The organism is Arthrobacter sp. CG_A4 (assembly GCF_035985125.1).
Lineage (GTDB): Bacteria > Actinomycetota > Actinomycetes > Actinomycetales > Micrococcaceae > Arthrobacter.
Genome location: NZ_JAXCID010000021.1, coordinates 21,304 through 45,129 on the forward strand (window position 1 = coordinate 21,304; position 23,826 = coordinate 45,129).

23 protein-coding genes and 1 tRNA gene are annotated in these 23,826 nt (G+C 67.1%); 12 read left to right on the plus strand and 12 right to left on the minus strand.

All coding sequences use genetic code 11. From position 1 onward, the window contains the following. Positions 1 to 82: 82 nt before the first annotated feature. Positions 83 to 625 carry a hypothetical protein gene (locus RCH07_RS10595; protein ID WP_442784810.1) on the plus strand — a complete coding sequence of 181 codons (543 nt, stop codon included), beginning with the start codon at positions 83 to 85 and terminating at the stop codon, positions 623 to 625. Positions 626 to 803: 178 nt separating this feature from the next. Here the strand turns inward: RCH07_RS10595 and RCH07_RS10600 are convergent, their stop codons facing one another. After that, the gene (locus RCH07_RS10600; RefSeq protein WP_326967435.1) at positions 804 to 1,484 is read right to left on the minus strand and encodes a response regulator transcription factor; all 681 of its coding nucleotides are present in this window, start codon (positions 1,482 to 1,484) and stop codon (positions 804 to 806) included. Next, positions 1,481 to 2,719 (minus strand): sensor histidine kinase, encoded by a 1,239-nt coding sequence (locus RCH07_RS10605; RefSeq protein WP_326967469.1) that lies wholly within the window; start codon positions 2,717 to 2,719, stop codon positions 1,481 to 1,483. The genes RCH07_RS10600 and RCH07_RS10605 overlap by 4 nt, the downstream gene beginning before the upstream one ends. Before the next feature lie 207 nt (positions 2,720 to 2,926). On the opposite strand from RCH07_RS10605, the gene phoU reads away from it, so the two are divergent. Next, on the plus strand, positions 2,927 to 3,589 hold the full coding sequence (gene phoU / locus RCH07_RS10610; protein WP_326967436.1) for a phosphate signaling complex protein PhoU: 663 nt from the start codon (positions 2,927 to 2,929) through the stop codon (positions 3,587 to 3,589). 85 nt (positions 3,590 to 3,674) lie between these two features. Here the strand turns inward: phoU and RCH07_RS10615 are convergent, their stop codons facing one another. Further along, positions 3,675 to 4,421, minus strand: coding sequence for a phosphoglyceromutase (locus RCH07_RS10615; RefSeq protein WP_326967437.1), 747 nt, complete (start codon positions 4,419 to 4,421; stop codon positions 3,675 to 3,677). Between the two features lie 143 nt (positions 4,422 to 4,564). On the opposite strand from RCH07_RS10615, the gene RCH07_RS10620 reads away from it, so the two are divergent. Continuing rightward, a complete protein-coding gene (locus RCH07_RS10620; protein WP_442784809.1) occupies positions 4,565 to 5,443 on the plus strand; it encodes a class I SAM-dependent methyltransferase in 879 nt (292 codons plus the stop codon). Positions 5,444 to 5,508: 65 nt separating this feature from the next. Here RCH07_RS10620 and RCH07_RS10625 read toward each other — a convergent pair whose 3' ends face one another. Continuing rightward, a complete protein-coding gene (locus RCH07_RS10625; protein ID WP_326967438.1) occupies positions 5,509 to 5,871 on the minus strand; it encodes a DUF2516 family protein in 363 nt (120 codons plus the stop codon). A gap of 9 nt (positions 5,872 to 5,880) precedes the next feature. After that, the gene (locus RCH07_RS10630; protein ID WP_326967439.1) at positions 5,881 to 7,077 is read right to left on the minus strand and encodes a trans-sulfuration enzyme family protein; all 1,197 of its coding nucleotides are present in this window, start codon (positions 7,075 to 7,077) and stop codon (positions 5,881 to 5,883) included. Positions 7,078 to 7,164: 87 nt separating this feature from the next. On the opposite strand from RCH07_RS10630, the gene tmk reads away from it, so the two are divergent. From tmk to RCH07_RS10650, 4 genes are all read left to right on the plus strand, one after another. Further along, entirely contained in the window at positions 7,165 to 7,821 is a 657-nt protein-coding gene (gene tmk / locus RCH07_RS10635; protein ID WP_326967440.1) for a dTMP kinase, read from the plus strand. Continuing rightward, positions 7,818 to 8,960 carry a DNA polymerase III subunit delta' gene (locus RCH07_RS10640; RefSeq protein ID WP_326967441.1) on the plus strand — a complete coding sequence of 381 codons (1,143 nt, stop codon included), beginning with the start codon at positions 7,818 to 7,820 and terminating at the stop codon, positions 8,958 to 8,960. The genes tmk and RCH07_RS10640 overlap by 4 nt, the downstream gene beginning before the upstream one ends. Positions 8,961 to 9,025: 65 nt before the next feature. Next, entirely contained in the window at positions 9,026 to 10,597 is a 1,572-nt protein-coding gene (locus tag RCH07_RS10645; protein WP_326967442.1) for an alpha/beta hydrolase, read from the plus strand. Positions 10,598 to 10,711: 114 nt separating this feature from the next. Next, positions 10,712 to 10,784: transfer RNA gene (locus RCH07_RS10650), tRNA-Thr, on the plus strand. 161 nt (positions 10,785 to 10,945) lie between these two features. Here the strand turns inward: RCH07_RS10650 and RCH07_RS10655 are convergent. Continuing rightward, on the minus strand, positions 10,946 to 11,671 hold the full coding sequence (locus RCH07_RS10655; RefSeq protein WP_326967443.1) for a hypothetical protein: 726 nt from the start codon (positions 11,669 to 11,671) through the stop codon (positions 10,946 to 10,948). Positions 11,672 to 12,182: 511 nt separating this feature from the next. On the opposite strand from RCH07_RS10655, the gene RCH07_RS10660 reads away from it, so the two are divergent. Together RCH07_RS10660 and RCH07_RS10665 are read left to right on the plus strand one after the other, a co-directional pair. Next, positions 12,183 to 12,734, plus strand: a complete 552-nt coding sequence (locus RCH07_RS10660) for a heme NO-binding domain-containing protein (protein WP_326967444.1) — start codon at positions 12,183 to 12,185, stop codon at positions 12,732 to 12,734. 5 nt (positions 12,735 to 12,739) lie between these two features. After that, a complete protein-coding gene (locus tag RCH07_RS10665; protein ID WP_326967445.1) occupies positions 12,740 to 13,960 on the plus strand; it encodes a sensor domain-containing diguanylate cyclase in 1,221 nt (406 codons plus the stop codon). A 320-nt stretch (positions 13,961 to 14,280) separates the two neighbouring features. On the opposite strand, the gene RCH07_RS10670 is transcribed toward RCH07_RS10665, so the two are convergent. Beyond that, positions 14,281 to 15,906, minus strand: a complete 1,626-nt coding sequence (locus RCH07_RS10670) for a cellulase family glycosylhydrolase (protein WP_326967446.1) — start codon at positions 15,904 to 15,906, stop codon at positions 14,281 to 14,283. 215 nt (positions 15,907 to 16,121) lie between these two features. Here RCH07_RS10670 and RCH07_RS10675 point away from each other — a divergent pair, with 215 nt between their 5' ends. The 3 genes from RCH07_RS10675 to RCH07_RS10685 all read left to right on the plus strand — a co-directional run bounded on the left by RCH07_RS10675 (position 16,122) and on the right by RCH07_RS10685 (position 18,782). After that, entirely contained in the window at positions 16,122 to 17,390 is a 1,269-nt protein-coding gene (locus tag RCH07_RS10675) for an MFS transporter (protein ID WP_326967447.1), read from the plus strand. Between the two features lie 123 nt (positions 17,391 to 17,513). Next, the gene (locus RCH07_RS10680) at positions 17,514 to 18,563 is read left to right on the plus strand and encodes a hypothetical protein (protein ID WP_326967448.1); all 1,050 of its coding nucleotides are present in this window, start codon (positions 17,514 to 17,516) and stop codon (positions 18,561 to 18,563) included. A gap of 39 nt (positions 18,564 to 18,602) precedes the next feature. Next, positions 18,603 to 18,782, plus strand: coding sequence for a hypothetical protein (locus RCH07_RS10685; protein WP_326967449.1), 180 nt, complete (start codon positions 18,603 to 18,605; stop codon positions 18,780 to 18,782). Positions 18,783 to 18,996: 214 nt separating this feature from the next. On the opposite strand, the gene RCH07_RS10690 is transcribed toward RCH07_RS10685, so the two are convergent. From RCH07_RS10690 to RCH07_RS10710, 5 genes are all read right to left on the minus strand, one after another. Further along, on the minus strand, positions 18,997 to 19,842 hold the full coding sequence (locus tag RCH07_RS10690; RefSeq protein WP_326967450.1) for an aldo/keto reductase: 846 nt from the start codon (positions 19,840 to 19,842) through the stop codon (positions 18,997 to 18,999). Positions 19,843 to 19,944: 102 nt separating this feature from the next. Next, complete coding sequence (locus RCH07_RS10695) at positions 19,945 to 20,400, minus strand: hypothetical protein (protein ID WP_326967451.1); 456 nt, start codon at positions 20,398 to 20,400, stop codon at positions 19,945 to 19,947. A 5-nt stretch (positions 20,401 to 20,405) separates the two neighbouring features. Next, a complete protein-coding gene (locus RCH07_RS10700) occupies positions 20,406 to 21,044 on the minus strand; it encodes a bacterial proteasome activator family protein (protein ID WP_326967452.1) in 639 nt (212 codons plus the stop codon). Between the two features lie 193 nt (positions 21,045 to 21,237). Beyond that, on the minus strand, positions 21,238 to 21,429 hold the full coding sequence (locus RCH07_RS10705) for a YbdD/YjiX family protein (protein ID WP_326967453.1): 192 nt from the start codon (positions 21,427 to 21,429) through the stop codon (positions 21,238 to 21,240). Positions 21,430 to 21,442: 13 nt separating this feature from the next. Then, entirely contained in the window at positions 21,443 to 23,743 is a 2,301-nt protein-coding gene (locus RCH07_RS10710; RefSeq protein ID WP_326967454.1) for a carbon starvation CstA family protein, read from the minus strand. Positions 23,744 to 23,826: the final 83 nt, after the last annotated feature.

The window sequence follows — 23,826 nt, forward strand, 5'->3', positions numbered from 1 at the left end:
ATATTTACCGACGATTACGGATAGGCTATGGCTGAATACTGTTCAAGACTCTCAAGGAGTGCGTGACGTGCGTTTCACTGCGATGAACCGGGGCCGGCGCGGCAAGCTGGCAATGGCAACGGCTGCACTTGGCATCGGCCTGCTGTCGGTCACCGGCTGCGGCTACACCAACCCCCAGCAGACCTCCGCGCAGTACTCGGCGTCGGACGGCACGAATACTGAGCTCGGCCCCCTGCAGCTCCGGAACATGATGATCATATCCGCCGGTGAGGACAGGCCGGGCCGAGTGATCGGCGCCGTCTACAACTCCTCCTCCAGCGCCGTGAAGCTCACCATCACCGGCTCCGGCGGCTCGCAAACCCAGGTTCCGGTCAAGCCGAACTCCTACACGCTGCTCAATGATTCTGCGGATGAGGCCATTCTCAGCAGTACCGGCGGCATCCCGGGCTCCATGTTCGAGGTCAGTATCCTGGAAGACGGCACGAACCAGAATGCCAAGTTCAAGGTTCCTGTCCTGGACGGCACCATCGCCGACTACAAGCAGTACCTGCCGGCCGGCAGCGAGCCCACCGGCTCGGCCACGCCGACGTCGACCCCTTCGCAGAGCGCCGCGGGGGGCCACTAGCCTGCACCGGCAGAAGACCACGCATAGCAAGGGCTCGAACAGAAGAGGAGGGGCACCCGGTCCGGGTGCCTCTCCTCTTCTGTCGCTGCCTTGTGCGAGCGTCGGTGCCGAACCTCCGTGCCGGACTCCGTGCCCCGGTAGCCCCATGGCCGCCTGGCCTCCAGCGGGGCATCTGCCCTTAGGGCTCGAACTTGTAGCCCAGCCCGCGGACGGTGATGAGGAACCGCGGCGCCGAGGGGTCCGGCTCCACCTTGCCGCGCAGCCGTTTGACGTGGACGTCGAGGGTTTTGGTGTCCCCTACATAGTCCGAGCCCCAGACCCGGTCGATCAGCTGCCCGCGCGTGAGCACCCGTCCGGAGTTCCGCAGCAGCATTTCCAGTAGTTCGAATTCCTTCAGCGGCAGCGAGACCTTCTCGCCGGCGACGCTGACCACGTGCCGTTCGATGTCCATCCGGACGGGACCGGCTTGAACGGTGCTGGAGACCAGCTCCTCAGGTTCGCTCTGGCGGCGCAGTACAGCCCGGACGCGGGCGACAAGCTCGCGGGACGAGTAGGGCTTGGTGACATAGTCGTCGGCGCCGAGCTCGAGCCCCACCACCTTGTCGATTTCCGAGTCCTTGGCGGTCAGCATGATCACCGGAACGGAGGAACGCTGCCGCAGCTGGCGGCAGACTTCGGTGCCGGATTGTCCGGGGAGCTGCAGGTCCAGGAGGACGAGGTCGGCGCCGTTGCGGTCGAATTCGGTGATGGCGTCCAGCCCGTTATCGACCACCGCAACCTCGAACCCTTCCTTGCCCAACAGGTATGACAGCGGGTCGCTGAACGATTCTTCGTCCTCGACTATCAAAATCCTACTCAAGCGCTAGCTCCTTGTTCATGGACGCCGGCGGCGTCGCTGAGTTGTGGGGTGACGGCCTTCGCCGCCGTGACGGCCTGCGCCGCGGGTTTGCGTGCCGCGGGGGCCACGGCGTCGTCCGGGCCTTCCATCTCAGGAAGCCGGATAGTGAAGGTGGAGCCCTGCCCCGGCTGTGACCAGAGGGTCACTTCGCCGCCGTGGTTGGAGATGACGTGTTTGACGATGCTCAGACCCAGGCCGGTGCCGCCGGTGTGGCGCGAACGGGCTGCGTCCACGCGGTAGAAGCGCTCAAAGACGCGCTCCTGGTCCTCGGGGCTGAGCCCTTCGCCCTGGTCCGTCACCGCCACCGACACCAGTCCGTCCTTGGCCCGCACACCCACGCCCACCCTGGTGTTTTCCGGCGAGTAGCGGATGGCGTTGTCGATCAGGTTCCGGAGCGCGGTCACGAGCAGGTCCTGGTCGCCGTAGACCATCGCGTCCGGGTGTCCGCCGACGACCAGCTCGATGTTCTTGCTTTCGGCTGGGAGCTGGGACCGGTCCACGGCCTCGGACACCACCGTGTTGATATCCACGGGCCGTCCCTGCTGCGCAACATTGGCGCCCTGCAGGCGGGAGAGCTCGATGATGTCCTGCACCAGGGCGGCCAGCCGGGCGGATTCCTTGTGCATGCGCTTGGCAAAGCGCCGTACTGCCTCCGGATCGTCCGCGGAGGACTCGAGGGCCTCCGCCAGCAGCGAGATGGCTCCGACCGGCGTCTTCAGTTCGTGCGAGACGTTGGCAACGAAGTCGTTCCGGACTTCCTCGGTGCGGGTGAATTCGGTCCGGTCATCGGCCAGCAGGAGGATGTAGTCTTCGGCGATCACGGCCGCCCGGATCTGGACCACGATGGTGCCCTGGCCCAGCGGACCGCGAGGCAGTTCGAGCTGCTTCTCGACGATGACGCCGTCGCGCCGGACCCTGGCTGTCATTTCCAGCAGCTGCTGGTGCACCACCGTATGGCCGCGCACCAGGCCATACGCGTAGGCGGCGGGACTTGCCCGGACGACGCCGTCGATCGCGTCCACCACCACGAAGGCCCGGCCGATGACGGCAAGCACCTGCGCGGCGCCCTCGGGGATTGACGGGTCCTCGAACCCGCTGTCCACCAGCTGGCGCTGCTGCTCGCTGACCCGGAACGCGAGCGCGCCGAACATGCCAAGAGACAGGCCGACCAGGCCGGCGATCACGCCGATGAGCATTGGATCCACGGCTCCAGCTTATGCTCTGGCCCGCGGCGGAAACCGTAATCTCCTGCTAATCCGGTTCCGGTTCAGCTAACGTTCATCTATTGGGGCGTAACAGTTCACCGGACACTGCAAGAGTTGACAGTTGAAGCGCCGCCAGGTGAACCGAAATAGTCCCGCCACTGTGGTGGCCGGCAATATTTCCGAGGAAAGGACGCACACGTGCGTAAGGTTTTTCAGGAAGAGCTCGCCCAGGTTGGGGAGCAGCTCGTCGAAATCTCCAAGCTGGTCAGTGAGGCCATCGAGAAGGCCGCTACTGCCTTCGAAGGCGCCGACATCGATCTCGCCGAGGACGTCATCGCGGCCGATGCCCGGATCGACTTCCTGCAGAACAGCCTCGACGAGCGTGCCATCGACATCCTGGCGCTGCAGGGCCCGGTGGCCAGCGACCTGCGGATGCTGGTCGGCGCGCTCCGGATGAGCGCCTCCCTTGAGCGCATGGGCGACCTCGCCCGCCACCTCGCCCAGCTCGCACGCCTTCGCTACCCGGCCACAGTGGTGCCCGCCCGGCTGCAGGAGACGTTCAAGAGCTTTGCCGCGCAGGACGCGCTGATCGCCAGCAAGCTCACCGTCCTGCTGGAAACCCGCGACCTCGAAGTTGCCCGGGACATTATGAAGGCCAACAGCGCCGTCAACGATCTGCACCTCAGCGTCTTCAAGGAGATCGCCCGCAGCGACTGGCACGAGTCCCCGGCCACCACCGTCGACGTCGCCCTGGCCAGCCGCTATTTCGAACGCTTCGCGGACCACGGCGTCTCGGTCGCGCAAAAGGTCACCTACCTGGTCACCGGCGCCTGGCAGCCGAACAGCATCGAACACAGCTAGCCCTGCTCCTGGCAGCACTGAAGAACGCACGACGACGGCCGGTCACCTTGGGGGGTGACCGGCCGTCGTCGTTAAGCCGGTGAACCTACTTCTTGCCCTGGTTGGCGACCGCCTGGACGGCCACGGCGGCGGCCTCGGGGTCGAGGTAGGTGCCGCCCGGGGTGAGCGGCTGGAAGTTCTCGTCCAGTTCATATACGAGCGGGATGCCGGTGGGGATGTTCAGGCTGGCGATGGCCTCGTCGCTGATGCCGTCAAGGTGCTTGACGAGGGCGCGCAGCGAGTTGCCGTGCGCTGTGACCAGCACGGTCTTGCCGGCCTTGAGGTCTGCCTTGATGTCCGATTCCCAGTACGGCAGCAGGCGGATCAGGACGTCCTTGAGGCACTCGGTGCGGGGCAACGCGTCGCCGAGGCCCTCGTAGCGCGGGTCCCCCACCTGGGAGAACTCGGAATCGTCGGCCAGCCGCGGCGGCGCGGTGTCGTAGGAGCGGCGCCAGGTCATGAACTGCTCTTCGCCGTATTCGGCGAGGGTCTGCGCCTTGTCCTTGCCCTGCAGCGCGCCGTAGTGGCGCTCGTTGAGTCGCCAGTCGCGCTTGACCGGGATCCAGCCGCGGTCCGCCTTCTCCAGGGTCAGGTTCGCCGTGTTGATGGCCCGCTTCAGCAAGGAGGTGTAGACGATGTCCGGGAGGATACTGTTCTCCACCAGAAGCTCGCCGCCGCGAACCGCCTCGACACGGCCCTGGTCGTTGAGGTCAACGTCCACCCAGCCGGTGAACAGGTTCTTGGCGTTCCATTCGCTGTGGCCGTGGCGCAGCAGAATCAGCTTGTAAGTCATGGTTTTTATCCTAGCTGAGCGGCCACGGGAGTCGCCCAGCGTTACATTCCGCCGCCTCCACCCCAACGCGGGGTCACTTCCGGCCCATGCGGGGCCCCGGGATGGGCCGGAAGTGACCCCGCGTTGGAGGATAGGGTAGGGCTGTGGTGCAGAAGGCTGAACGGGTGCAGTCCCCCCGGAACGAGGGCGGGGCGGCCGGTGTTACCCGGGCCGGTGGTCCCCGGGCCGGTGTTCCCCGGGCCGGCAGGCCGGTGGGCAACGTCACCCGCGGCACCACCAACCCGAACCGGATGCGCCGCCTGGACCGCTGGCTGACCGGGCCCCAGGCCTGGCGGCTGCGCGCGGCGGCCGATCCCCTCGTGGTGGACCTCGGTTACGGCGCCTCCCCGGCCACCGCCGTCGAACTCTTTGACCGTCTGTCCGTGATCAGACCGGACGTGCGTGTGGTCGGCATCGAGATCGAACCCGAGCGCGTCCGGCTGGCCAAGGAACTGGAACGCCCGGGACTCAGCTTCCGGCTGGGCGGCTTCGAATTGCCGGTGCCCGGCCGTCCGGTGCTGGTGCGCGCGTTCAACGTGCTGCGGCAGTACGAGGAGGGCGACGTCGCGGACCTCTGGCGGCTGGTGCAGGGCCGGCTGGCCGCGGACGGCCTGTTCATTGACGGCACGTGCGACGAGATCGGCCGCCGCGTCACCTGGGTGGCGCTCGACGGCGAGAAGCCGCTGAGCCTGAGCCTGTCCCTGCGGTTCGGCAGTTTCAGCTTGCCCTCGGAGGCGGCGGAACGGCTGCCGAAGGCCCTCATCCACCGGAACGTGCCGGGAGAGAAGATTCATGCCTACCTGCAGGCGATGGACAAAGCTTGGCTGGAGGCCGCGCCGCTGGCGTCGTTCGGGAACCGGCAGCGCTGGTCGGCCATGTGCCAGTCGCTGCTCGACGCCGGCTGGCCGGTCCGGGACGGGCCCTCGCGCTGGCGCTTAGGCGAACTGACCGTGGGCTGGGACGCCGTCGCACCAACCCTTTAGCCCCGGTGGGCCCACGCCGGCAGGGTTCCTTGAGCGAGCCTGCGAGCTTAGGGGGCCGGTGGGGATCACCAAGGGCCGTAGGGGCCCTGGTTCCGGCTTCCGCCGCGGCCCGCATCCGTGACGGCGGGGCGGACGTCGGCGAGGTACACGGACGCCGCGGTCACAGCCGCGATCCCGAACAACCCCAGCGGGCCAAGGAACCCACCGCCACCGCCCAGCACCGACAGCAGGGAGAGTACACCGATGGCCGTGGCGCCGCCGGTCAGGGCCAGCCAGAAGGTCTTCGTCCGCTTGGACACGGCTTCAAAAACCGGGCCCTTGTGGCGGACGCAGTCGAAGAACGCCCACCCCTCGATGGCAAGGGCTGTTAGGGCCAGGAGAAAGTAGATCCCTGTTTCGGCATAAAAGACCAGCATTGTTCCGTCCATGCCCCCAGCCTATCCGTCCAATGTGGCCAAAGCCTGCTCCAAATCGGCCCACAGGTCCTCAACGTTTTCGATTCCCACGCTCAACCGGACGAGGTTGTCGGGAACACTGGCCGGCTCCGCCGCGTGCCGGCGGCGCCGTTCGATCAGGGATTCCACGCCGCCCAGCGACGTGGCCGGCAGCCACAGCCGCAGCGCCCGGATCATCCGGTCTGCCGCGTCGGCACCGCTCAGCCCTCCGGCCGCAGTGCCAACCGGCGACATCTCAATACAGAGCACGGAGCCGAAGCCCTTCATCTGGGACCTGGCCCGCTGGTGGCCGGGGTCCGTGGCGAGACCCGGGAACCGGACGCTGCCGATTCTGGGGTGTGTGCTCAGCCGCCCGGCCAACACAGCCGCCGAGGCCTGCGAGCGCTCCACCCGCACCGCAAGCGTGCGCAGGCCGCGCAGCGCCAGCCACGCCTCAAAGGGCCCGGCGATCCCGCCATGGATGGTGCGGTGGTGCAGCAGCGTGGCGCGGAGGCCAGCGTCGGACGTCACGAGGGCGCCCAGCACCACGTCGGAGTGGCCGGAGAGGTACTTCGTCACCGAATGCAGCACGACGTCGGACCCCAGCGAGAGCGGCTGCTGCACGAGCGGGGTGGAGAAAGTGTTATCGGTGACGACGACGGCGCCCGCGGCGTGCGCCGCAGCGGCCAGCGCGCGGATGTCCGCGACGCCGAGCATCGGGTTGGTGGGACTCTCCAGCCAGAGCATGCTCGCCGCTTTACCGTCCGCCGGCGCGAGCTGGTCCAGGACGGCGTCGGTGTCCGCGATGTCGACTGTCCGCAGCTCCAGGAAGCCCTTCTCCGCCAGCTCCGTAGCCATCACCAGCGAACCGGCGTAGCTGTGCGAGGGCATAACCAGCACTCCCTGCAGGGGAACCAGGGACAGGGCAGAGCTCACGGCGGCCAGCCCCGAGGCGTAGAGCAGGCCGGGCAGGCCGGCACCCTCAAGCTGTGCGAGGGTCTCCTCGAACGGATCCCAGGTGGGGTTGGAATACCGGCCGTAGCCACGGTCGCCGTCGCCGAGGGGCCCGGTGCCAAAATAGGTGGAGGACAGCACCAGCGGAGGGTTAACCGGCTGATCGCGTTCGCGCGGCGGACGGCCGGCGGCCACCACCACCGTTTCGGCGGAAAGCGAGGCTGCCTGTTCTTCGGAAAGACTCATGGTCACAGGGTACTTCGGCACCGCGGAGGGCCGCGACGGCGTTACGCCGGGCACCGTGAAGTCGGTGGTTGTCGGTACTCTAGAACAGTGACCACCCAGAACCCCGGACTGTTTATTGCCTTCGAAGGCGGCGACGGCGCAGGAAAGTCCACGCAGACGGCAGAACTGGCCGGGGCCCTTGAGTCGCGCGGCCTAACCGTGCTGCGGACCCGCGAACCGGGCGGCACCCCGATCGGCGAAAAGCTGCGCTCGCTCGTGCTGGACCACGGCCACGGCCACATCGATGCCCACACCGAGGCCCTCATCTTCGCGGCTTCCCGGGCCGCGCACGCCGGCCAGGTCATCCGTCCTGCCCTGGCCCGCGGCGAGATCGTCCTCACCGACCGCTACATCGATTCCTCGGTGGCCTACCAGGGTGCCGGCCGCGATCTGGGCACCGAGGCTGTCCGCGATCTCAACGAATGGGCCACCTCGGGACTGCAGCCGGACCTGACGGTACTGCTCGACGTCGACCCGGCGGTGGGCCGCCGCCGCCGCACCGCGGGGGACGCCGCCGAAGACCGCCTCGAATCCGAGGCCGACGACTTCCATGCCAGGATCCGGACGGCCTTCCTCGACCTCGCCGCGGCCCGGCCGGAAAAATACCTCGTACTCCCCGCCCATCTCCCGGTTGACGAACTCGCCGCACGGATCCTCAAGCGCGTCGGGTCCCTGCTGTCCCTCCCGGGCAGTGTGAGAGCATGACCGTCTGGGACGACCTGCAGGGCCAGGCCGCCGTCGTCGCCCAACTGCGCCAGGCCGCCCAGGGCGAGGGACCCACCCACGCCTGGCTCTTCACCGGCCCGCCCGGTTCCGGCCGGTCCAACGCTGCCAAAGCCTTTGCCGCCGCCTTGAACTGCGACCAGGAAGACCTTGGCCGGCGCGGCTGCGGGAGCTGCGCGGCCTGCCTGACAATCCTCGGCGAGACACACTCCGATGTGGCCTTCGTGCGGACCGAAAAAGTCACCATCACCATCGATGAGGCACGCGACCTCGTCTCGACGGCGGGGAACCGGCCCTCCTCTGCCCGCTGGCGCATCATCGTGGTGGAGGACGCGGACCGGATGGCCGAACGCACCACCAACGTGCTGCTTAAGGCCATCGAGGAGCCTACCCCGCGCACCATCTGGATGCTGTGTGCCCCGTCCCCCGCCGATGTGCTCGTGACGATCCGTTCCCGCTGCCGGCCGGTGGCGCTGCGGCTTCCGCCGCCCGCCGACGTCGCGGCCCTGCTGGTCAAGCGCGACGGCGTGGACCCGGCCGTCGCGGAACGTGCGGCCCGGGCCGCGCAGAGCCATGTGGGGATCGCCCGCCGTCTCGCCCGGGATCCGGATGCCCGGGCGCGCCGGCTCGAGACAGTGCGGTTCCCGCTTGGCCTCCGCGGCGTCACGGCCGCTGTCCTGATGGCGGAAAAGCTGGTCAAGATCGCCACCGCGGAAGCCAACAGCTCCAACGATGAGCGCGACGCCGCCGAGAAGGTCGCGCTGCTCGCCACCCTCGGGGCGCCCGAAAGCGGCGCGCTGCCGGCGGCCATGCGGGGCCAGGTGAAGCAGCTGGAGGATGACCAGAAGCGCCGTGCCAAGAGATCCGTCACGGATTCCCTCGACCGCACCTTGACCGATCTGCTGTCCTTCTACCGTGATGTCCTGATCATCCAGATGGGGAACGCCGTCGAACTCGTCAACGTTGACTTCAGGAGCGAACTCGACGAATTCGCCCGCCACTCCACCGCCGAAACCACCCTGGCCCGCATGGACGCCATCAACAAGGCCCGCAAACGGATCACCACCACCAACGTGGCTCCGCTTCTGGCCATCGAGTCCATGGCCAGCAGCCTCATCTGATCCCCGGCCGCCCCGGTCCTTGCCCGCCGGCCCTTCGCCCCGTTCCAATCCCCAGGGAGAACCGCATGAAGTCTGCACGAGACGTGCCCGCCCGATTCCGATCCGCAGCGATCGGCGTACGGGCCGCTGCCGGCGCCCTGGCCCTGGCGCTGGTGCTTGCCTCGTGCAGTGTCTTTGGCGGCGGCGACAGCGCCTCCAAAGACGCCGCCAACCCCGATCCGGCGATCGCGGCCGCGGCCCCCGCCGAGCTCCGGAGCTTCTACACCCAGCAGGTGAACTGGACCGGCTGCGAGAACGGTTTCACGTGCGCCAAGATCAAAGTCCCGCTGGACTACAGCAAGCCGGACGGCGAAAGCATCGAAATTGCCGCGCTCAAACTGTCCACCAAGGGCAACAGCAGGAAGGGCAGCCTGCTGGTCAACCCGGGCGGCCCCGGCGGCTCAGGCTACGACTTCGTCCGGGATTCCGGCGCCACCACCATCTCGGAGAACGTGCGCTCCAACTACGACATCGTCGGTTTCGATCCGCGCGGTGTGAAGCGCTCGGCCCCGGTCATGTGCCTCACGGACCAGGAGCGCGACGCCGCCCGGGCGAAGATCTATAAACTTGACACGGACGCCGGTCTGGCGGAGGCCATTGCAGACAACAAGGTAATCGCCGCCAAGTGTGCCGAAAAGACCGGCCCCGTGCTCGGCCACGTCGACACAGCCAGCGCCGCCAAGGATCTCGACATTCTGCGCGGCGTGCTCAATGACAGCAAGCTGAACTACCTCGGCTACTCCTACGGCACCTTCCTCGGTTCCACCTACGCCTCGCTGTTCCCGGACAACGTCGGCCGGATGGTCCTCGACGGCGCGCTGGATCCGTCCCTCAGCTATGAAGAACTCACCAGCGGGCAGGCCAAGGCCTTCGAGAAGGCCATCCTGGCGTACGTGAAGCATTGCCTCGATAGCAACGGCTGTCCGCTCAGCGGCACCCCGTCGGAGGCCGTCGGCCAGATCCAGGACATCATCAAGGCCGTGGAGGCGGACCCGAAGTCCGCGAAGGACGGCCGGGTAGTCAACGCCTCCACGTTTGTCAGCGGCTTTATCCTGCCGTTCTACAACGATGACAACTGGCCCGTGCTCACGCAGGCCCTGGATAGCGCGTTGAAGGGCGACGTGACGCCGATGCTCCGGCTCGCCGACCTCGGCGCGGACCGGGAGCCGAACGGCAGCTACTCCGCAAATTCGGCCTTCGCCTTCACCGCCGTCAACTGCCTGGATTACCCCATGGTGACGGACACCGCCGGCATGCGGGCCGACGAGCAACAGTTACGCCTGGACTCCCCCACGCTGGGCTCCGCCTTCGCCTATGGCGGCACGAACTGCAAGGACTGGCCGTACAAGAACGTCCGGACGCCGGCCCCGGCGGAGTACAAGGGATCAGCAGAAATTCTGGTGGTGGGGACCACCGGCGATCCGGCGACGCCGGTGGAATGGGCCAGCTCGCTGCGCAAGCAGCTCGGCAACGCCTCGCTGCTGACGTGGAAGGGCGAAGGGCACACCGCCTACGGCCGCTCCAACGATTGCATCGCCAAGGCTGTGGACGGCTATCTTGTGGACGGTAAGTCACCGGCGGACAACACCGTCTGTTGAGGACCGGCGGAGGCTTCTGAATGACCCGGAACAGCCCATTTTGACCCGGGCGCCGGGACTCCATTACAGTTATCTCTTGCATGATCCGCCCGGTTCGCCGGGATTCATGCGGTTGCTTCCTTAGCTCAGTTGGTAGAGCGTCTCACTCGTAATGAGAAGGTCGCCAGTTCGATTCTGGCAGGAAGCTCGGAAAGAACCCCCGGAAATCAACGATTTCCGGGGGTTCTTGCGTTGCTGTCTGGCAGCCCCGTTTCGGGCGGCACGGCGAAGCCGGGGCGAGCTCCGGTCCCGGGCGGCACGGACACTGGCCGGCCGGTCCCGGAAGCTGCGACCAGCGGTCGCAGAATGTCAGCCGAGGCCCAGAATTGTGTTGACCATCTGGGTCAGCTCGGCACTTGCCTCGGGGGTGACGGTGGCGCCGCCTTTCACGACGGTGGCGGCGAGGTTTCCCTTGATACCCGTCACCGTCAGAGCTGTCTGCGTGGCGCCGGTTGCCAGGGTTTGTTTGGTCAGGGCCCCATAGGAGTCGTCCCCGGACGTCACAGCGACCACGGGGGTGGTCTCGGAGGTGACTTTCTGGCCACCGACTTCAATGGTGAAGCTTTTGCACTGCTCGGCCGCGGCCCGGGAAGCCTTCAGAGTGCCGGTCAGGGTCTTGGCATCCTTGAGGGCGATGACGGTTACGATGATTGCCGTTTTATCGGCGGCCGAGGCGGTGGTGGCTCCGGCATACGTGCTGTCCTCCGGGACCTGGGAACTGCTGTCGACGAAGACCTTGCAGGCTTCCGGTGTGACGACGGCGCTCTTGAGTAATTCTCTGGCCTTGATGATGCCCTCATCAATTTGTGCGGCCGGGATCACGGTGAGCGGCCGGCCCTGGGAGTCCTTGAGTGTGGAGAGCAGGCCTGTCAGGTCCGCGTTGCTGTAGGTCTTCGCAGGCGTGGGGGTGGCAGTCGCTGGCGGAGTCGCCGTCGTCGTCGCCGGTGCCGGTGCGGTGCCGGTCCCGGTACCGCACCCGGCCAGCGCCAGGAATGCTGCCAGGAGGAGGGCCGCCGGTGTGGTGCGTGGATGCATGAGTGTCCCCAATCGTTGACCGGTCCGCTCCCGGATATCGGGGGCGCGTTCCGGAACCCACCAGCCGTCGCGTCCTCAGGGATGCACCCGGCAGGTGTGGCGTATTGCGGCACGCCGGAAAGAGGTGGAAGGGGGCGCTGCGGCTGACGTCCGGCAATCCGAAACTTCGGCGCAACAGCCCTCTCCGACACCGCTGTCTGAGGCGATGTCGCCAACATATAACATGCTGTCCTCATGGCAATAGAGAGGCGGCTACCTGTTTTCCGCTATTTCTACCTTTCCATCGATGTGCCGGGAATCCGGCCGGCGCACCAGTAGCGCGGAGCTGGCGGATTCTGGAGCGGACCAGCGGGCGCCGCGTTTGACCGCCGCGTCCCGCGCAGGGGAGCTGCTGCCGGTATCGTAATCTCGTTACGGCATCACGCTGCGAGAAGACCGGCCGCGTGCCGCCGCGTGCGAATCTTCACTCGCGACCGCCTTGCGCGGCATCGGTACGGAACGGGGAGTACAAATGAAGGGCATCATTTTCAATTTGCTCGAGGAGGTGGTCATCCAGCACCACGGCGAGGACACTTGGGACGACCTGCTGGACGGAGCCGGATTCAGCGGATCGTATACCTCCTTGGGCAGCTATCCGGATGAGGACGCTCTTCGCTTGGTCAGCCTTGCCGCCGAGTCTTTGAATTCGACGCCCTTCGACATACTGCGGTGGTTCGGGCAGGAAGCCATGCCGCTGCTCGCCGTCCGGTATCCGGGCTATTTCCGCGGACACGCCACCACCCGGCCGTTTGTGCTCAGCGTCAACAGCATCATCCATCCTGAGGTCCGGATGATCTATCCTGGCGCTGATGTCCCCACCTTCGGGTTCCGGGACGAGCCGGACGGTTCGCTGGAGATGACCTACAGCTCCGCCCGCCGGCTTTGTGCGCTGGCCCACGGTTTCCTTGAAGGCGCCGCCGCCCACTATGGCGAAACCGTCGATTTTGACCAACTCCAGTGCATGAACCTGGGCGCCGCAAGCTGCGTGTGCCGCGTAACCTTCCACGGCGCGAAGCCGGCCTGAGCACCATGGATAGCCTGCAGAGGGCCGAGGCGGAGAACAGCAAGCTTCGACGGCGGCTCCAGCGTGAACGCGCCGCCCGCCTTGAAGCAGAATCGATCGCGGAGGAAGGGCTTCGCCGGCTATTCGCGAAGAATCAGCAGCTACTGCTCCTGGAAGCCATCGCGGACGCCGCCAATCAGGCTGTATCCGTTGCCGACGCGTTAGCGTCCGCTGTGCGCTCTGTCTGCCAGTTCACCGTCTGGCAGGTAGGCCATGCCTACGTGGTAGCCGGCGACGGGTCCGAGGCTCGTCTGCTCTCAACGTCCATCTGGCAGGGCGTCCAGGAGAAGCATCTCCGAGATTTTAGTCAGTCCGCTGAGGCCGCGGACTTCGACTCCGGCGCCGGCCTGCCCGGCCGGGTCCTGGCCGGGGCAGCGCCCGCCTGGATCCCGGACATCGCCCTCGACCCCGATTTTCCGCGGGCGGCCGCGGCCGAACGGATCGGGCTCAAGTCCGCCGCCGCCTTCCCGGTCCTGATGGGCGATGAGGTGACGGCGGTCCTGGAGTTTTTCGCTGACCGCGTGCTGGAACCGGACGAAACGCTGCTTCGCTTGATGGCAAGAATCGGTACGCAGCTCGGCCGCGTGGCCGAACGCAACCGTGCCGAAAACCGGTTGCTTCACGACGCCTTCCATGACCGGCTGACGGGCCTTCCCAACCGTTCCCTGTTTGCCGACCGGCTGGCCCATGCGGTCGCACACCATCGCCGGCAACGCGATGACACCTTTGCGGTGCTGTTCATTGACCTTGACGATTTCAAGAGGGTCAATGACAGCCTGGGCCATCGTGCCGGCGACGACCTGATCGTCCAGTTGGCGGTGCGATTGAAGGCGTGCCTGCGGGAGGAAGACACGCTGGCGCGGATAGGCGGAGATGAGTTTACGGTGCTGCTGGAGGGCGCGGCAGACGTCAATGACGCAAAATGCGCGGCCGAACGCCTCATGGCAGCCCTTAGACAGCCCTTCACCATTGACAACGAGGAAGTCTTCGCCGGCGCCAGCATTGGCATCACCGCCGGAACAGCGGGCCATGAATCGGCCGATGAACTGCTGCAACATGCGGACCTTGCCATGTACCGGGCTAAAGCCCTGGGCAAGGGCCGCTACGAAATCTACGATCCTGCCGCGCATGAAAGGTCCGCCGGCGGCGTTCCGCCGGAGACATGGCTGGCGCCGCGCGCGACCTGACGATGAGTCGGTCCGTCATGATCAGCCGACCATCGCCAGCACTATGTCCGTCCGCTGGCCCCGGCGCGGGGCATGTCCCGTAGGCCAACGTCCGGTCCGCGGGGGACATGCCCATTCTTCGCATCCAGGACTGGGCACAATGACACTTTGTCCATCCGCTGGCCCTCGCGCGGAGCATGTGCCTGAGCCCGGCCATCCCAACCGCCGGACCCAGACCCTCAACGAGTTCAAGAAAATGCCCACCGTTACGACGTCGTCGCTCTTTAGACCCGTCTGCGGCGTCGTCGGCTTGCGTCGGCACTACGAAACACTGCGAAGCGCTACCTGGCCGTCAGCACCGGGTTGACCGGAGCCGTCACGGCATCCACCTGCAGGCCCACGGTGCGCTTCTGCCCGGCGCTGATCGCCGTGGCCCACTCCGAGCCGGTGCAGGTGACCGAAACCTTGGCGATAAACGTGCACTTCACGCCCCAGGAGTTGACGATCCTCGTGACGTTCGGGTCCGGCCAGGTCACGGACCAGGTGAGGGCGCTCCGGAGCCCGGTGACGTCGATGTTGGCAACGTAGCCGCCGGCCCAGGAGCTGGCGAGCCGCCAGGACGCGCTGATCGCTGCGCCCGTCGTCGGGGCGGGCGAGGGGACCGCCGTCGGGGTCGGGCTGGGCGTAGCCGTGGCGGTTGGCATGACGGTCGCCGTCGGGGTCGGGGTTGCCGTCGCCGTCGCCGTCGGGGTCACTGGTGCCGTCGCCGTCGCGGTTGCCGTCGGGACCACGGGCGTGCCGCCCAGGATCGGTGCCAGCGCGGCCAGCTTGGCCGCCTCCGGCGTGCGCCAGTCCGCCTGGACGAGGCCACCGGTGACGCCGCTGTTCGGGTTGAACGACCAGTAGGCAAAGCTCATGCCGTTGCTGCCCAGATAGGAGACGATCCGCTCCATCCACTGCTGGTCCGAGGTGGTCTGCAGGGCGCTGCCGAACTCGCCGAGCAGGACCGGGGCGATGCCTTGCTTCTGGAGGTAGCCCCAGTTCTTGTCCCAGACGGCGGGCAGGTTGTTCGGGTAGTTCGCGTCGCTGAACCACTTCTGCGCGTATAGGGAGGCGGGGTAGTCGTGCGGCGAGTAGACAACGCGGTTGGGGGTGTCCAGGAGGACGGGTTTCGCTCCGGCGTCGGCGAGCCCGCCGCCCCACCAGGTGGCGGTGCCGTTGCCCTGGTTCTCGATGCCTTCGACCAGGATCAGCAGCTTCGGGTTGGAGGCCAGGACGGCGTTGCCGCCGCGGGTGGCTGCCGCGTGCCAGTCGGTCGCCGCGGAGCCGCCCCAGCTTGCGGCCCCGGCCGGCTCGTTGTGGAGGTCCGCGCCGATGACGGTCGGATCATTCGTGTAGCGCTCGGCGAGCATCTTCCAGTCGGAGATCCACTTCGACTCCGGGTAGGCGGAGGTGTACCAGAGCGGGGACTGGTCGGCGCTGGACGGACGGTGCCGGTCCAGGATGATCTGCAGGCCGTTGGCCTTGGCCCGGGCAATGACGATGTCCATCAGGACCAGCGGCGTCTTGCCCTCGAGGGCATACGCCCGGTTTGCCCAGTAGTTCAGGTTGCCCTTGATGGACGTCGCGGCGAGGCACTCGTTGGAGAACGGCAGCCGGACGGTGTTGAAGCCCATCGACTTGATATTGGCCAGGGCATCGTCGATGGTGAGGGTCCCCCACAGGCCGTGCGGCATGCAGTCGGAGGTCTCCATGCCGAACCAGGATGTCGCCTTGATCGTGTACGCGGCGTTGTTCGAGTCGCGGATCGTCCCGCCGTCGGTGTGCAGCCAGCCAGTCGCGGGCGTAATGGCTGCGGTCTCCGGCGTCAATGCGGTGCCACGCGGGCCGGCAGCCTGAGCCGAGACGGCGAAAGCGGACAGGGCGAGCGCCACGGCCACCGCGCCGCTCAACAGTCCGGCCGCCACGGCATTTCGACTTCCGCGGGCATGGCGTGGCATGTGCGTAAACAGCTTCACATTTTCCTCCGTGTGTGGTGTTCCGGCACAGTGCGGAACGGCAAACAAAAAGTATCAAGCCCGGGCGGAAAATATGCCCTTTTACGAATATTTCCTGCCGTGCCGAGGTGGAGAGGGATGTGCGACTCTTGCCTTTGCACGCACCCGTCGGCGAGTCTTGGGACATGGAAATGCCAGAGCGGACGCAGGCAGGACCTTCCGGATCGCCGGGCATGACGCGGCGGATCGTCTGGGGCCCGGTGATCGGGTTCGGCCTCGTCAGCCTGGCCGCCGACATCGTGTCCGACGGCGCCCGCCCGCTGGCGGGTCCCCTGCTGGCCCAGCTCGGCGCCTCGGCACTGCTCGTCGGCCTCGTGACCGGCGGCGCCGAAGCCGCCGCCCAGGGGCTGCGCCTCGTCTTTGGTCCGTGGTCCGACCGCACCCGCAGGTATTGGACGTTCACGCTGGCCGGCTACGCACTCACCGCTGTCTGTGTGCCCTTGCTTGCCCTCGCGCCACTGGTCGGGGCGGCGGGGCTGGTCCTCGCTGCTGTTCTCATCATCGGAGACCGGGTCGGCAAAGCCGTCCGGAGCCCGGCCAAGACCGTCCTGCTGGCAGCCGCTGCCAAGCCCGTCGGGCGCGGCCGCGGGTTCGCGGTCCACAAATCCCTCGACCTCACCGGGGCACTGCTCGGGCCGCTCCTGGTCTCGGCGGTGCTTGCCGCCACCGGCCTCATCTCGGCGGCTCTCGCGGTATTGGCCATCCCGGCAGCGGCGGCCCTGGCCCTGCTGGTCTGGCTGCGCCGTCGGGTCCAGGACCCTGGCAGCGGCCGTCCGGCGGCGTCCGCGGCCACCGCCGGCGCCGCGGACCCTGCCGGCGCTGCAGAAGCTGCCGGCCACCCGCCGTCGTTGCTCACCGGAAGCTTCGCCCTCTTCGCCGTCGCTGGCTTCTTTTGGAGTGCGGGGCTGGTGGCTTTCGGCGTCATCTCTTTCCACCTGACGACGACGGTGGCCGTACCCGTCGCCGTGGTCCCGTTGATGTACGCGGGGGCGATGGCGGCGGCGGCCCTCGGCGCCCTCGCCACCGGCGTGCTGTACGACCGGGCCGGCGCTGCCGTGCTCCTTGGGCTGCCCCTGCTGATCGCCGCCGTGCCGGTCCTGGCGCTGGCCCCGGGGGCCGGGCTGGTTCTGGCCGGCGTCCTGGTCTGGGGCGTCGCCACGGGCATCCAGGATTCGACGGTCAAGGCGCTGATCGCCGATCTGGTGCCGGAGTTCCGGCAGGGCACAGCCTACGGCGTCTTTGCTGCCTTCCAAGGGGCCGGGGCGCTGGCGGGAGGGGCGCTGTACGGCGCGCTTTTTGACTCCCGGCCGCTGCTGATTGCGGCAGTGGCCTTTCTGCAGCTCTCCGCCTTCGTGGTGCTCCTCGTCATCCTGCGGAAGTCCCGCCGGCCGTAGCGTCCGGCCGGGATTCCCGACGACGCCGACTTGCACAAGTGCGCTCTCGTCCTCCTCATCGAGCACGTCCGCATCGTGGCGGCCCTCCGCGGTGAACGGGGGCGCAGCTTCTATGCTTCTTGCATGGGAGAGCTGGAGCTGGCGGACATCGCGGCACGCCTCTATGCCCTGCCATTCGACGAATTTGTGGCCGCCCGGACGTCCGCCGCCCAGAACGCCGCCGGAACAAACACCGCCGGCACGAACACTGCCGGCACGAAGGAGCGGCGGTCTTTGGCAGCGCAGGTCCGTTCCCTTCCCAAGCCGTCCGTGGCGGCGTGGACGGTGAACATTCTGGCGGCGCAGCAGCCGGACACCCTGCTTGAGCTCGCCGCCTTGGGACAGTCGATGCGTGCCGCGCAATCGGCCCTCGACGCTGCCGAGCTTCGCCGGCTGGGACGGGAGCGGCGGCAGTTGCTTTCCGGCGCCGTCCAAGCGGCGCGGCTACTCGCGGAGCAGCTGGGCCGGAAGATCAGCGGCACGATTGCGGCGGAGGTTGAAGAGACACTGCGCGCGGCAGCCTCCGATGAAGGTGCGTCGGTCGCTGTGCGGAGCGGGCGCCTGCTCCGGGGGCTCACCGCCGACGGAGTCGACGCCGTGGATCTCGCCGGTGCCGTGGCTCTGCCGAGCCTTTCGGAACCGGCGGCAACGGCGGCTCCGGCTCCGACCGACACGGCTCCGGCGCCCTCAGAGATTCCCACCAGCACTCCTTGCAGCACTCCCGGCAGCACTTCCGCCGGGAGTCGTTCCGCAGCCGCCGGCACGGCAAGACCGAAACAGCCCCGGCTGCGGGCGGTGCGGCAGGAGGCCCGGACGCCGGCACCGTCGGCGCTGGAACGCGCCGCGGCCGCGCTGCAGGAAGCCGAACAAACGGCACGCGAAGCCGCTGAGCAAGCCGGCCACCATGAAGTGGAACAAATCGAGTCCGCCAGGCTGGCAGCCCAGCTGGCGGGGACCGTGCACAGCCTCAGGGAACAGCTGACGCAGACAGAACTGGACCTCAAAGCCGCGCGCAAAAGGCAGGAGCTGTCCGCAGCCCGGGCGCAGCAGGCCACCCGGGCCGCGGACAAGGCACTGCACCAAGAGGACCTTGCCCGGGAACGGGTGCTGCGGCTTGGCAACACGCCGGACTGATGCGCCATTACTGTCGGAGGCCGGTTGCACACTTAAACCATGGAAGCGAACCTGTACTTTGAAGTGACGTATCTGGACACGGACTGCGGCCGCATCCGCACCGAAAGCTTCGGCGATGCCGAGGACGCGGAACGATTCGCCAGCCGCCGGATCGTGGCTGCGGACGGGTGGGCCATCATCGACGCCGTGCCGCTGCGGGAGGAACGGGAAGCTGCCTAGCCCGCACCGGGAACACCCCGGGCAGCAGAAAGGGCCTCCACCCGGATCGGGTAGCGGCCCCTGCTGCAGTCCTCCGCCGGAAGAGGCCCGGCCGCCAAGCGCCTCGCCTCACGCAGCAAGCGCCTCGCCTCCCGCAGCTGGCACCTTGCGGCTGGCCAGCCTGGCACCTCAGCGGCGTTCGGCCGCCTCAGCGCAACTCGGCTGAGAGCATAGCCTAAGCGAAGTCGGAGACTGCCGGGTCCGGGCCGATGCGTCCGGCATCCTCTGCCGAGTTGTCCAGTCCGTTGATGGCCTGCAGATCGGTCTCGTCCAGACTGACGTCCAGCGCCGCGAAGTTCTCCCGGATGCGGGACTCGGTCACGGACTTGGGGATGACCACGTTGCCTATGGCGAGGTGCCAGGCGATAACTACCTGCGCCGGAGTGGCGTTGTGCTTGTCGGCGATGGCCGCGATGATCGGGCTCTCCAGCAGCTCGCCACCCTGGCCCAGCGGCGACCACGCCTGGGTGAGGATGCCCTTGGAGGCGTTGAACTCACGCAGTTCGGCCTGGTTGAAGAAGGGGTGCAGTTCAACCTGGTTGATGGCCGGCACAACGCCGGTCTCGTCGATCAGGCGTTGCAGACCGTCCTTGCTGAAGTTTGAGACGCCGATGGTCTTAACACGGCCCTGCTTCTGGAGCTCGATGAGAGCCTTCCAGGTGTCCACGTACTTGTCCTGCTTGGGCTGCATCCAGTGGATCAGGTAAAGGTCCAGCGTCTCGACGCCGAGCCGTCCCATGGACGCCTCGAACGCCTTTAGGGTGGACTCGTAGCCCTGGTCCGCGTTCCACAGCTTGGTGGTGATGAAGATTTCCTCCGGGCGGAGGCCCGAGCGCTCGATGGCGCGGCCCACGCCCGCCTCGTTGTCGTAGATCTTCGCAGTGTCGATGTGGCGGAAGCCGGCCTCGAACGCCTGGCCAACCACCTTTTCGGCCACGTCGTTTTCAACTTGCCACACCCCATAGCCGAGCTGGGGAATGGTGTTGCCGTCATTGAAAGTCAGTACCGGTGAAAGAGTCATCCGACTATCCTGCCCACGTCCCGGCCGTCCGGCCAGCGCAGGCGCACGGCTAAGCTACGCGCGTAACGGGGAATATCCGTCACGGGCGGCTTCCTGCGGTCCTCAATCCGCGGCCGAGGCCTCCGCGAGCCGCCGCTCGGCGTCGCTGACTTGCTCCAGCACCGAGTCGGCGCGCCGCCGCACCGATTCTGTGCCTGCGGACACGGGCCCGACGGCGAGCCGCAGCATTGCGGCGGCCTCTGCCGTTGTCGCAAGGGAGTTGCCCGCCGTGGACAGCGCCCGGTGGACGCCGCCCAGCGCACCGGGGATGTCGAGGCCATCGCTGGGTGAGCGCCGCTGGGCTTCCACGCAGACCCGCCGGACGCGCGCCGAGAGTGCGGACAGTTCATCGGCGATCTCCAGGAGACCGGCGTACAACGCTTCATCATCCACCCCTTCGAGGATTTGGTGATAGCGGTCCAGCCCCCGGGTGAAACGGTCATGGGCGCGCCGCCAGAGGCCCCTGCCGAGCTCGGCGTCGTCTTTGCGGCCCTGCCGGGCGTCAGTGAAGAATCCCAAGTGCCCTACAGGTATTGGCCGGGGCCGTGGTCCGGATCGGCGGGACCCGGCGGCTGCGCGGGGTCCGCCCCGGGCTTCGGCGCCGCCGCCCGCTGGGGCTCGCCGTTTTCCCCGATGATGACCCCGGGCGCAATCACCGTTCCGGGCGGCAACTGGCGGAGCTGCAGCTGGGCCATGGCCTGGTCCCGGGCGGCGTGCTGGGCAGAAAGGGCAGCCTGGATGCCGTGAAAAAGCCCCTCGAGCCAGCCGACCAACTGGGCCTGGGCGACGCGCAATTCCGCATCAGAGGGGGTGGTGTCATCGGAGAAGGGCAGGCTGATCCGCTCAAGTTCCGCGACGAGTTCCGGCGCAAGCCCGTCCTCAAGTTCCTTGATGGAGCGTTCGTGGATTGCGGCGAGCCTAAGCCGGGCGGCGTCGTCCAGCGGGGCTGACTTCACCTCGTCCAGCAGCTGCTTCATCATGGTGCCGATCCGCATGACCTTCGCGGGTTCGTCCACCAGATCGTGGAGCTGGCCGCCTCTGGGCCAGCCTGCGGCGGGTCCACGGTCGTGCGACGGGCCGCCGTCGTGAACAGGGTCGCGGTACGGCGCAGTCCCCCCGGCGGGAACGTCTGCGGCAGGCTTTACAGCGCTTGGATCGCTCATGGCTTCATACTCTCACGAGCCGGGAGCGGCCCACCGGACACAAAGAACAGCCAGGAAAGCCACAGCAGCATAACCGTTCCGGGCACAAAAGGCGGACGACGGCGACGGGCACCCAGGTGCCCAACGTCGCCGCCCGAAAGCCACCTTCCACGGCACAGCCGCAGTTCAGCAGCACCGGCTCTGCGGCCGCAGTTCAGCAGCACCGGCTCTGCGGGTTGCGGTCCTGGCGGTCCGTGTGGTCCCGCCAGAACTCCCGCTCGGTCATCGGCGGTCCGTCGTGACCCGAAACGGCGTGGTGCTCCAGGTACTTCGCGTAGGCATCCGCGCCCATCACCCCGCCCAGGTACCGGGCAAAACCCCGGAACCCCGCAACTACCGCGTTCATTTCCGGCTCCGCATCAGTGGTGTGCGGCCTTTTCCAGCCGCTTCCCTGCCGGGAGTTTGTCCCACTCGGCCCGGAGTTCGCGCTCGGCGGCCGATGGGACCGGACCCGCCGGGGCGAACACGCGGGACGGCCGGGCCGGGTCCTCATTGTCGGTGTTGACCACACCGGCTCTGGCATTGCGGAACGCCTTGTACGTGGCGATCAGCGCCGCCGTGATGACGATGATGCTGAGCAGCACGAAGATGACCGAAAGCCAGCCCTGGATCGCGGTGTTGCGGACCACGGCTTCCATGGCCGGGACAGTCTTGGCCGTGCCGAAGGAGGTCTTGCCGTCGGCGAGGGCCTTGGAGAAGGCGGCGTTGTTGGCGAAGTAGCCCACCGCCGGGGTGGAGGAGAAGATCTTCTGGTAGCTGGCCGTGATGGTCACGACGGCTGCGAAGGCCATCGGCAGCGCCACGATCCAGAGGTACTTGAACGAGCCCTTCTTGGCCGCGATGGCCAGGCAGACGGACAGCGCAATGGCAGCCAGCAATTGGTTGGCGATGCCGAACAGCGGGAACAGCGTGTTGATGCCGCCCAGCGGATCGGTAACGCCCATCAACAGCACAGCCCCCCAGGCACCGACCATAACGGCGGTGGCAAGCCAGGCGCCGGGACGCCAACCGTGCTCCTTGAACTTGGGCACGAAGTTGCCGATGGAGTCCTGCAGCATAAAACGCGCGACCCGGGTGCCGGCGTCGACGGCGGTGAGGATAAACAGGGCCTCGAACATGATGGCGAAGTGGTACCAGAAGCCCATCAGGGCCGTGCCGCCGATGAACTGCTGCATGATGTGGGCAAGACCCACGGCCAGTGTGGGTGCGCCGCCGGTGCGGGAAACGATGCTGGCTTCGCCGACGTTGGCGGCCGTTTCCGCGAGCATGTTCGGGCTGATGTTCACGCCGGAGAGACCCAGGCTGTTGACCCAAGCGGCCGCGGTTTCAACTGTGCCGCCGGTCAGGGCAGCCGGGGCGTTCATCGCGAAATAGAGCCCGCGGTCAATGGAAATCGCCGCCACCAGGGCCATGATGGCCACGAAAGACTCCATCAACATCCCGCCGTACCCGATGTAGCGGGTCTGGCGCTCCTTCTCGATCAGCTTCGGCGTGGTGCCGGAGGCGATCAGGGCGTGGAAGCCCGACAGCGCACCGCACGCGATGGTGACGAACAGAAACGGGAATAGCGCACCCGGGAAAACGGGACCGTTGTCGCGGCTGGCAAATTCGCTGAAGGCCGGGACGGTGATTTCCGGGCGGACCACGACGACGGCCACCGCCAGCATCACAATGACGCCGATTTTCATAAAGGTGGAGAGGTAGTCACGCGGGGCCAGCAGCAGCCAGACCGGGAGGATCGCGGCGATGAAGCCGTACACGATGAGGGCCCAGGCGATGGTGACCTTGTCCAGGGTGAAGAACGCGTCGCCCCATTCGGTGGCGGCAACGGCGCCGCCGCCGATGATGGCGGCCATCAGCAGGACAAAGCCGATCAGCGAGACTTCCATGATCTTGCCGGGGCGGAGGAAGCGCAGGTAGATGCCCATAAAGAGTGCGATCGGGATGGTCATGCCGACGGAGAAGACACCCCAGGGGCTTTCGGCCAGCGCGTTCACGACGACGAGGGCCAGGATGGCGACGATGATCACCATGATCAGCAGGGTGGCAATCAGGGCAGCGGTGCCGCCGATGACGCCGAGTTCCTCGCGGGCCATCTGGCCGAGGGAACGGCCGCCGCGCCGCATGGAGAAGAACAACACGACGTAGTCCTGGACTGCGCCGGCAAAAACGACGCCGATGATGATCCAGATAGTGCCAGGCAGGTAGCCCATCTGGGCAGCCAGGATGGGGCCCACCAGCGGACCGGCGCCGGCGATGGCGGCGAAATGGTGGCCAAACAGGACATTGCGGTCCGTGCGGACATAGTCCTTGCCATCGGCCTTGTACTCGGCGGGGGTGGCCCGGCGGTCATTCGGCTTGAGCAGGTAACGCTCAATAACCTTGGAATAGAAGCGGTAGCCGATCAGGTAGGTGCACACTGCGGCAAACACGAACCAGATTGCGTTGACGGTTTCGCCGCGGACAATCGCGAGCATGAACCAGGCAACGGCGCCCAGCAGGGAAATCGCTACCCAGAGCGCGATCTTGCCGGGCGTCCATTTCCGCTCTTCGGCTCCGCGGACGGCGTCGTCAACGGTTGCCGGCGGCAGGGCCGGATCCGGCGTGAGGCCGTCCTCAACCTGTAAGTCTTTTGGCGTGCCATCTGGCATTGTGCCCATGTCTCCTCCTTGAGAAACCCCAGCTGGACAAATCCACTGGACAGATCTGCCCCAAGGCACCCTACCAACGCGGCATCCGGAAG

Bases quoted from the DNA above. Each gene is read 5' to 3' on its own strand.
- RCH07_RS10685 (WP_326967449.1), top strand. From the start codon at position 18,603: ATGGAAGCGAACCTGTACTTTGAAGTGACGTATCTGGACACGGACTGC.
- RCH07_RS10690 (WP_326967450.1), bottom strand. From the start codon at position 19,842: ATGACTCTTTCACCGGTACTGACTTTCAATGACGGCAACACCATTCCC.
- RCH07_RS10700 (WP_326967452.1), bottom strand. From the start codon at position 21,044: ATGAGCGATCCAAGCGCTGTAAAGCCTGCCGCAGACGTTCCCGCCGGG.
- RCH07_RS10595 (WP_442784810.1), top strand. From the start codon at position 83: ATGAACCGGGGCCGGCGCGGCAAGCTGGCAATGGCAACGGCTGCACTT.
- RCH07_RS10660 (WP_326967444.1), top strand. From the start codon at position 12,183: ATGAAGGGCATCATTTTCAATTTGCTCGAGGAGGTGGTCATCCAGCAC.
- RCH07_RS10705 (WP_326967453.1), bottom strand. From the start codon at position 21,429: ATGAACGCGGTAGTTGCGGGGTTCCGGGGTTTTGCCCGGTACCTGGGC.
- RCH07_RS10615 (WP_326967437.1), bottom strand. From the start codon at position 4,421: ATGACTTACAAGCTGATTCTGCTGCGCCACGGCCACAGCGAATGGAAC.
- RCH07_RS10665 (WP_326967445.1), top strand. From the start codon at position 12,740: ATGGATAGCCTGCAGAGGGCCGAGGCGGAGAACAGCAAGCTTCGACGG.
- RCH07_RS10605 (WP_326967469.1), bottom strand. From the start codon at position 2,719: ATGCTCATCGGCGTGATCGCCGGCCTGGTCGGCCTGTCTCTTGGCATG.
- RCH07_RS10710 (WP_326967454.1), bottom strand. From the start codon at position 23,743: ATGGGCACAATGCCAGATGGCACGCCAAAAGACTTACAGGTTGAGGAC.
- RCH07_RS10680 (WP_326967448.1), top strand. From the start codon at position 17,514: ATGGGAGAGCTGGAGCTGGCGGACATCGCGGCACGCCTCTATGCCCTG.
- RCH07_RS10630 (WP_326967439.1), bottom strand. From the start codon at position 7,077: ATGAGTCTTTCCGAAGAACAGGCAGCCTCGCTTTCCGCCGAAACGGTG.
- RCH07_RS10645 (WP_326967442.1), top strand. From the start codon at position 9,026: ATGAAGTCTGCACGAGACGTGCCCGCCCGATTCCGATCCGCAGCGATC.
- RCH07_RS10655 (WP_326967443.1), bottom strand. From the start codon at position 11,671: ATGCATCCACGCACCACACCGGCGGCCCTCCTCCTGGCAGCATTCCTG.
- RCH07_RS10625 (WP_326967438.1), bottom strand. From the start codon at position 5,871: ATGGACGGAACAATGCTGGTCTTTTATGCCGAAACAGGGATCTACTTT.
- RCH07_RS10640 (WP_326967441.1), top strand. From the start codon at position 7,818: ATGACCGTCTGGGACGACCTGCAGGGCCAGGCCGCCGTCGTCGCCCAA.
- RCH07_RS10675 (WP_326967447.1), top strand. From the start codon at position 16,122: ATGGAAATGCCAGAGCGGACGCAGGCAGGACCTTCCGGATCGCCGGGC.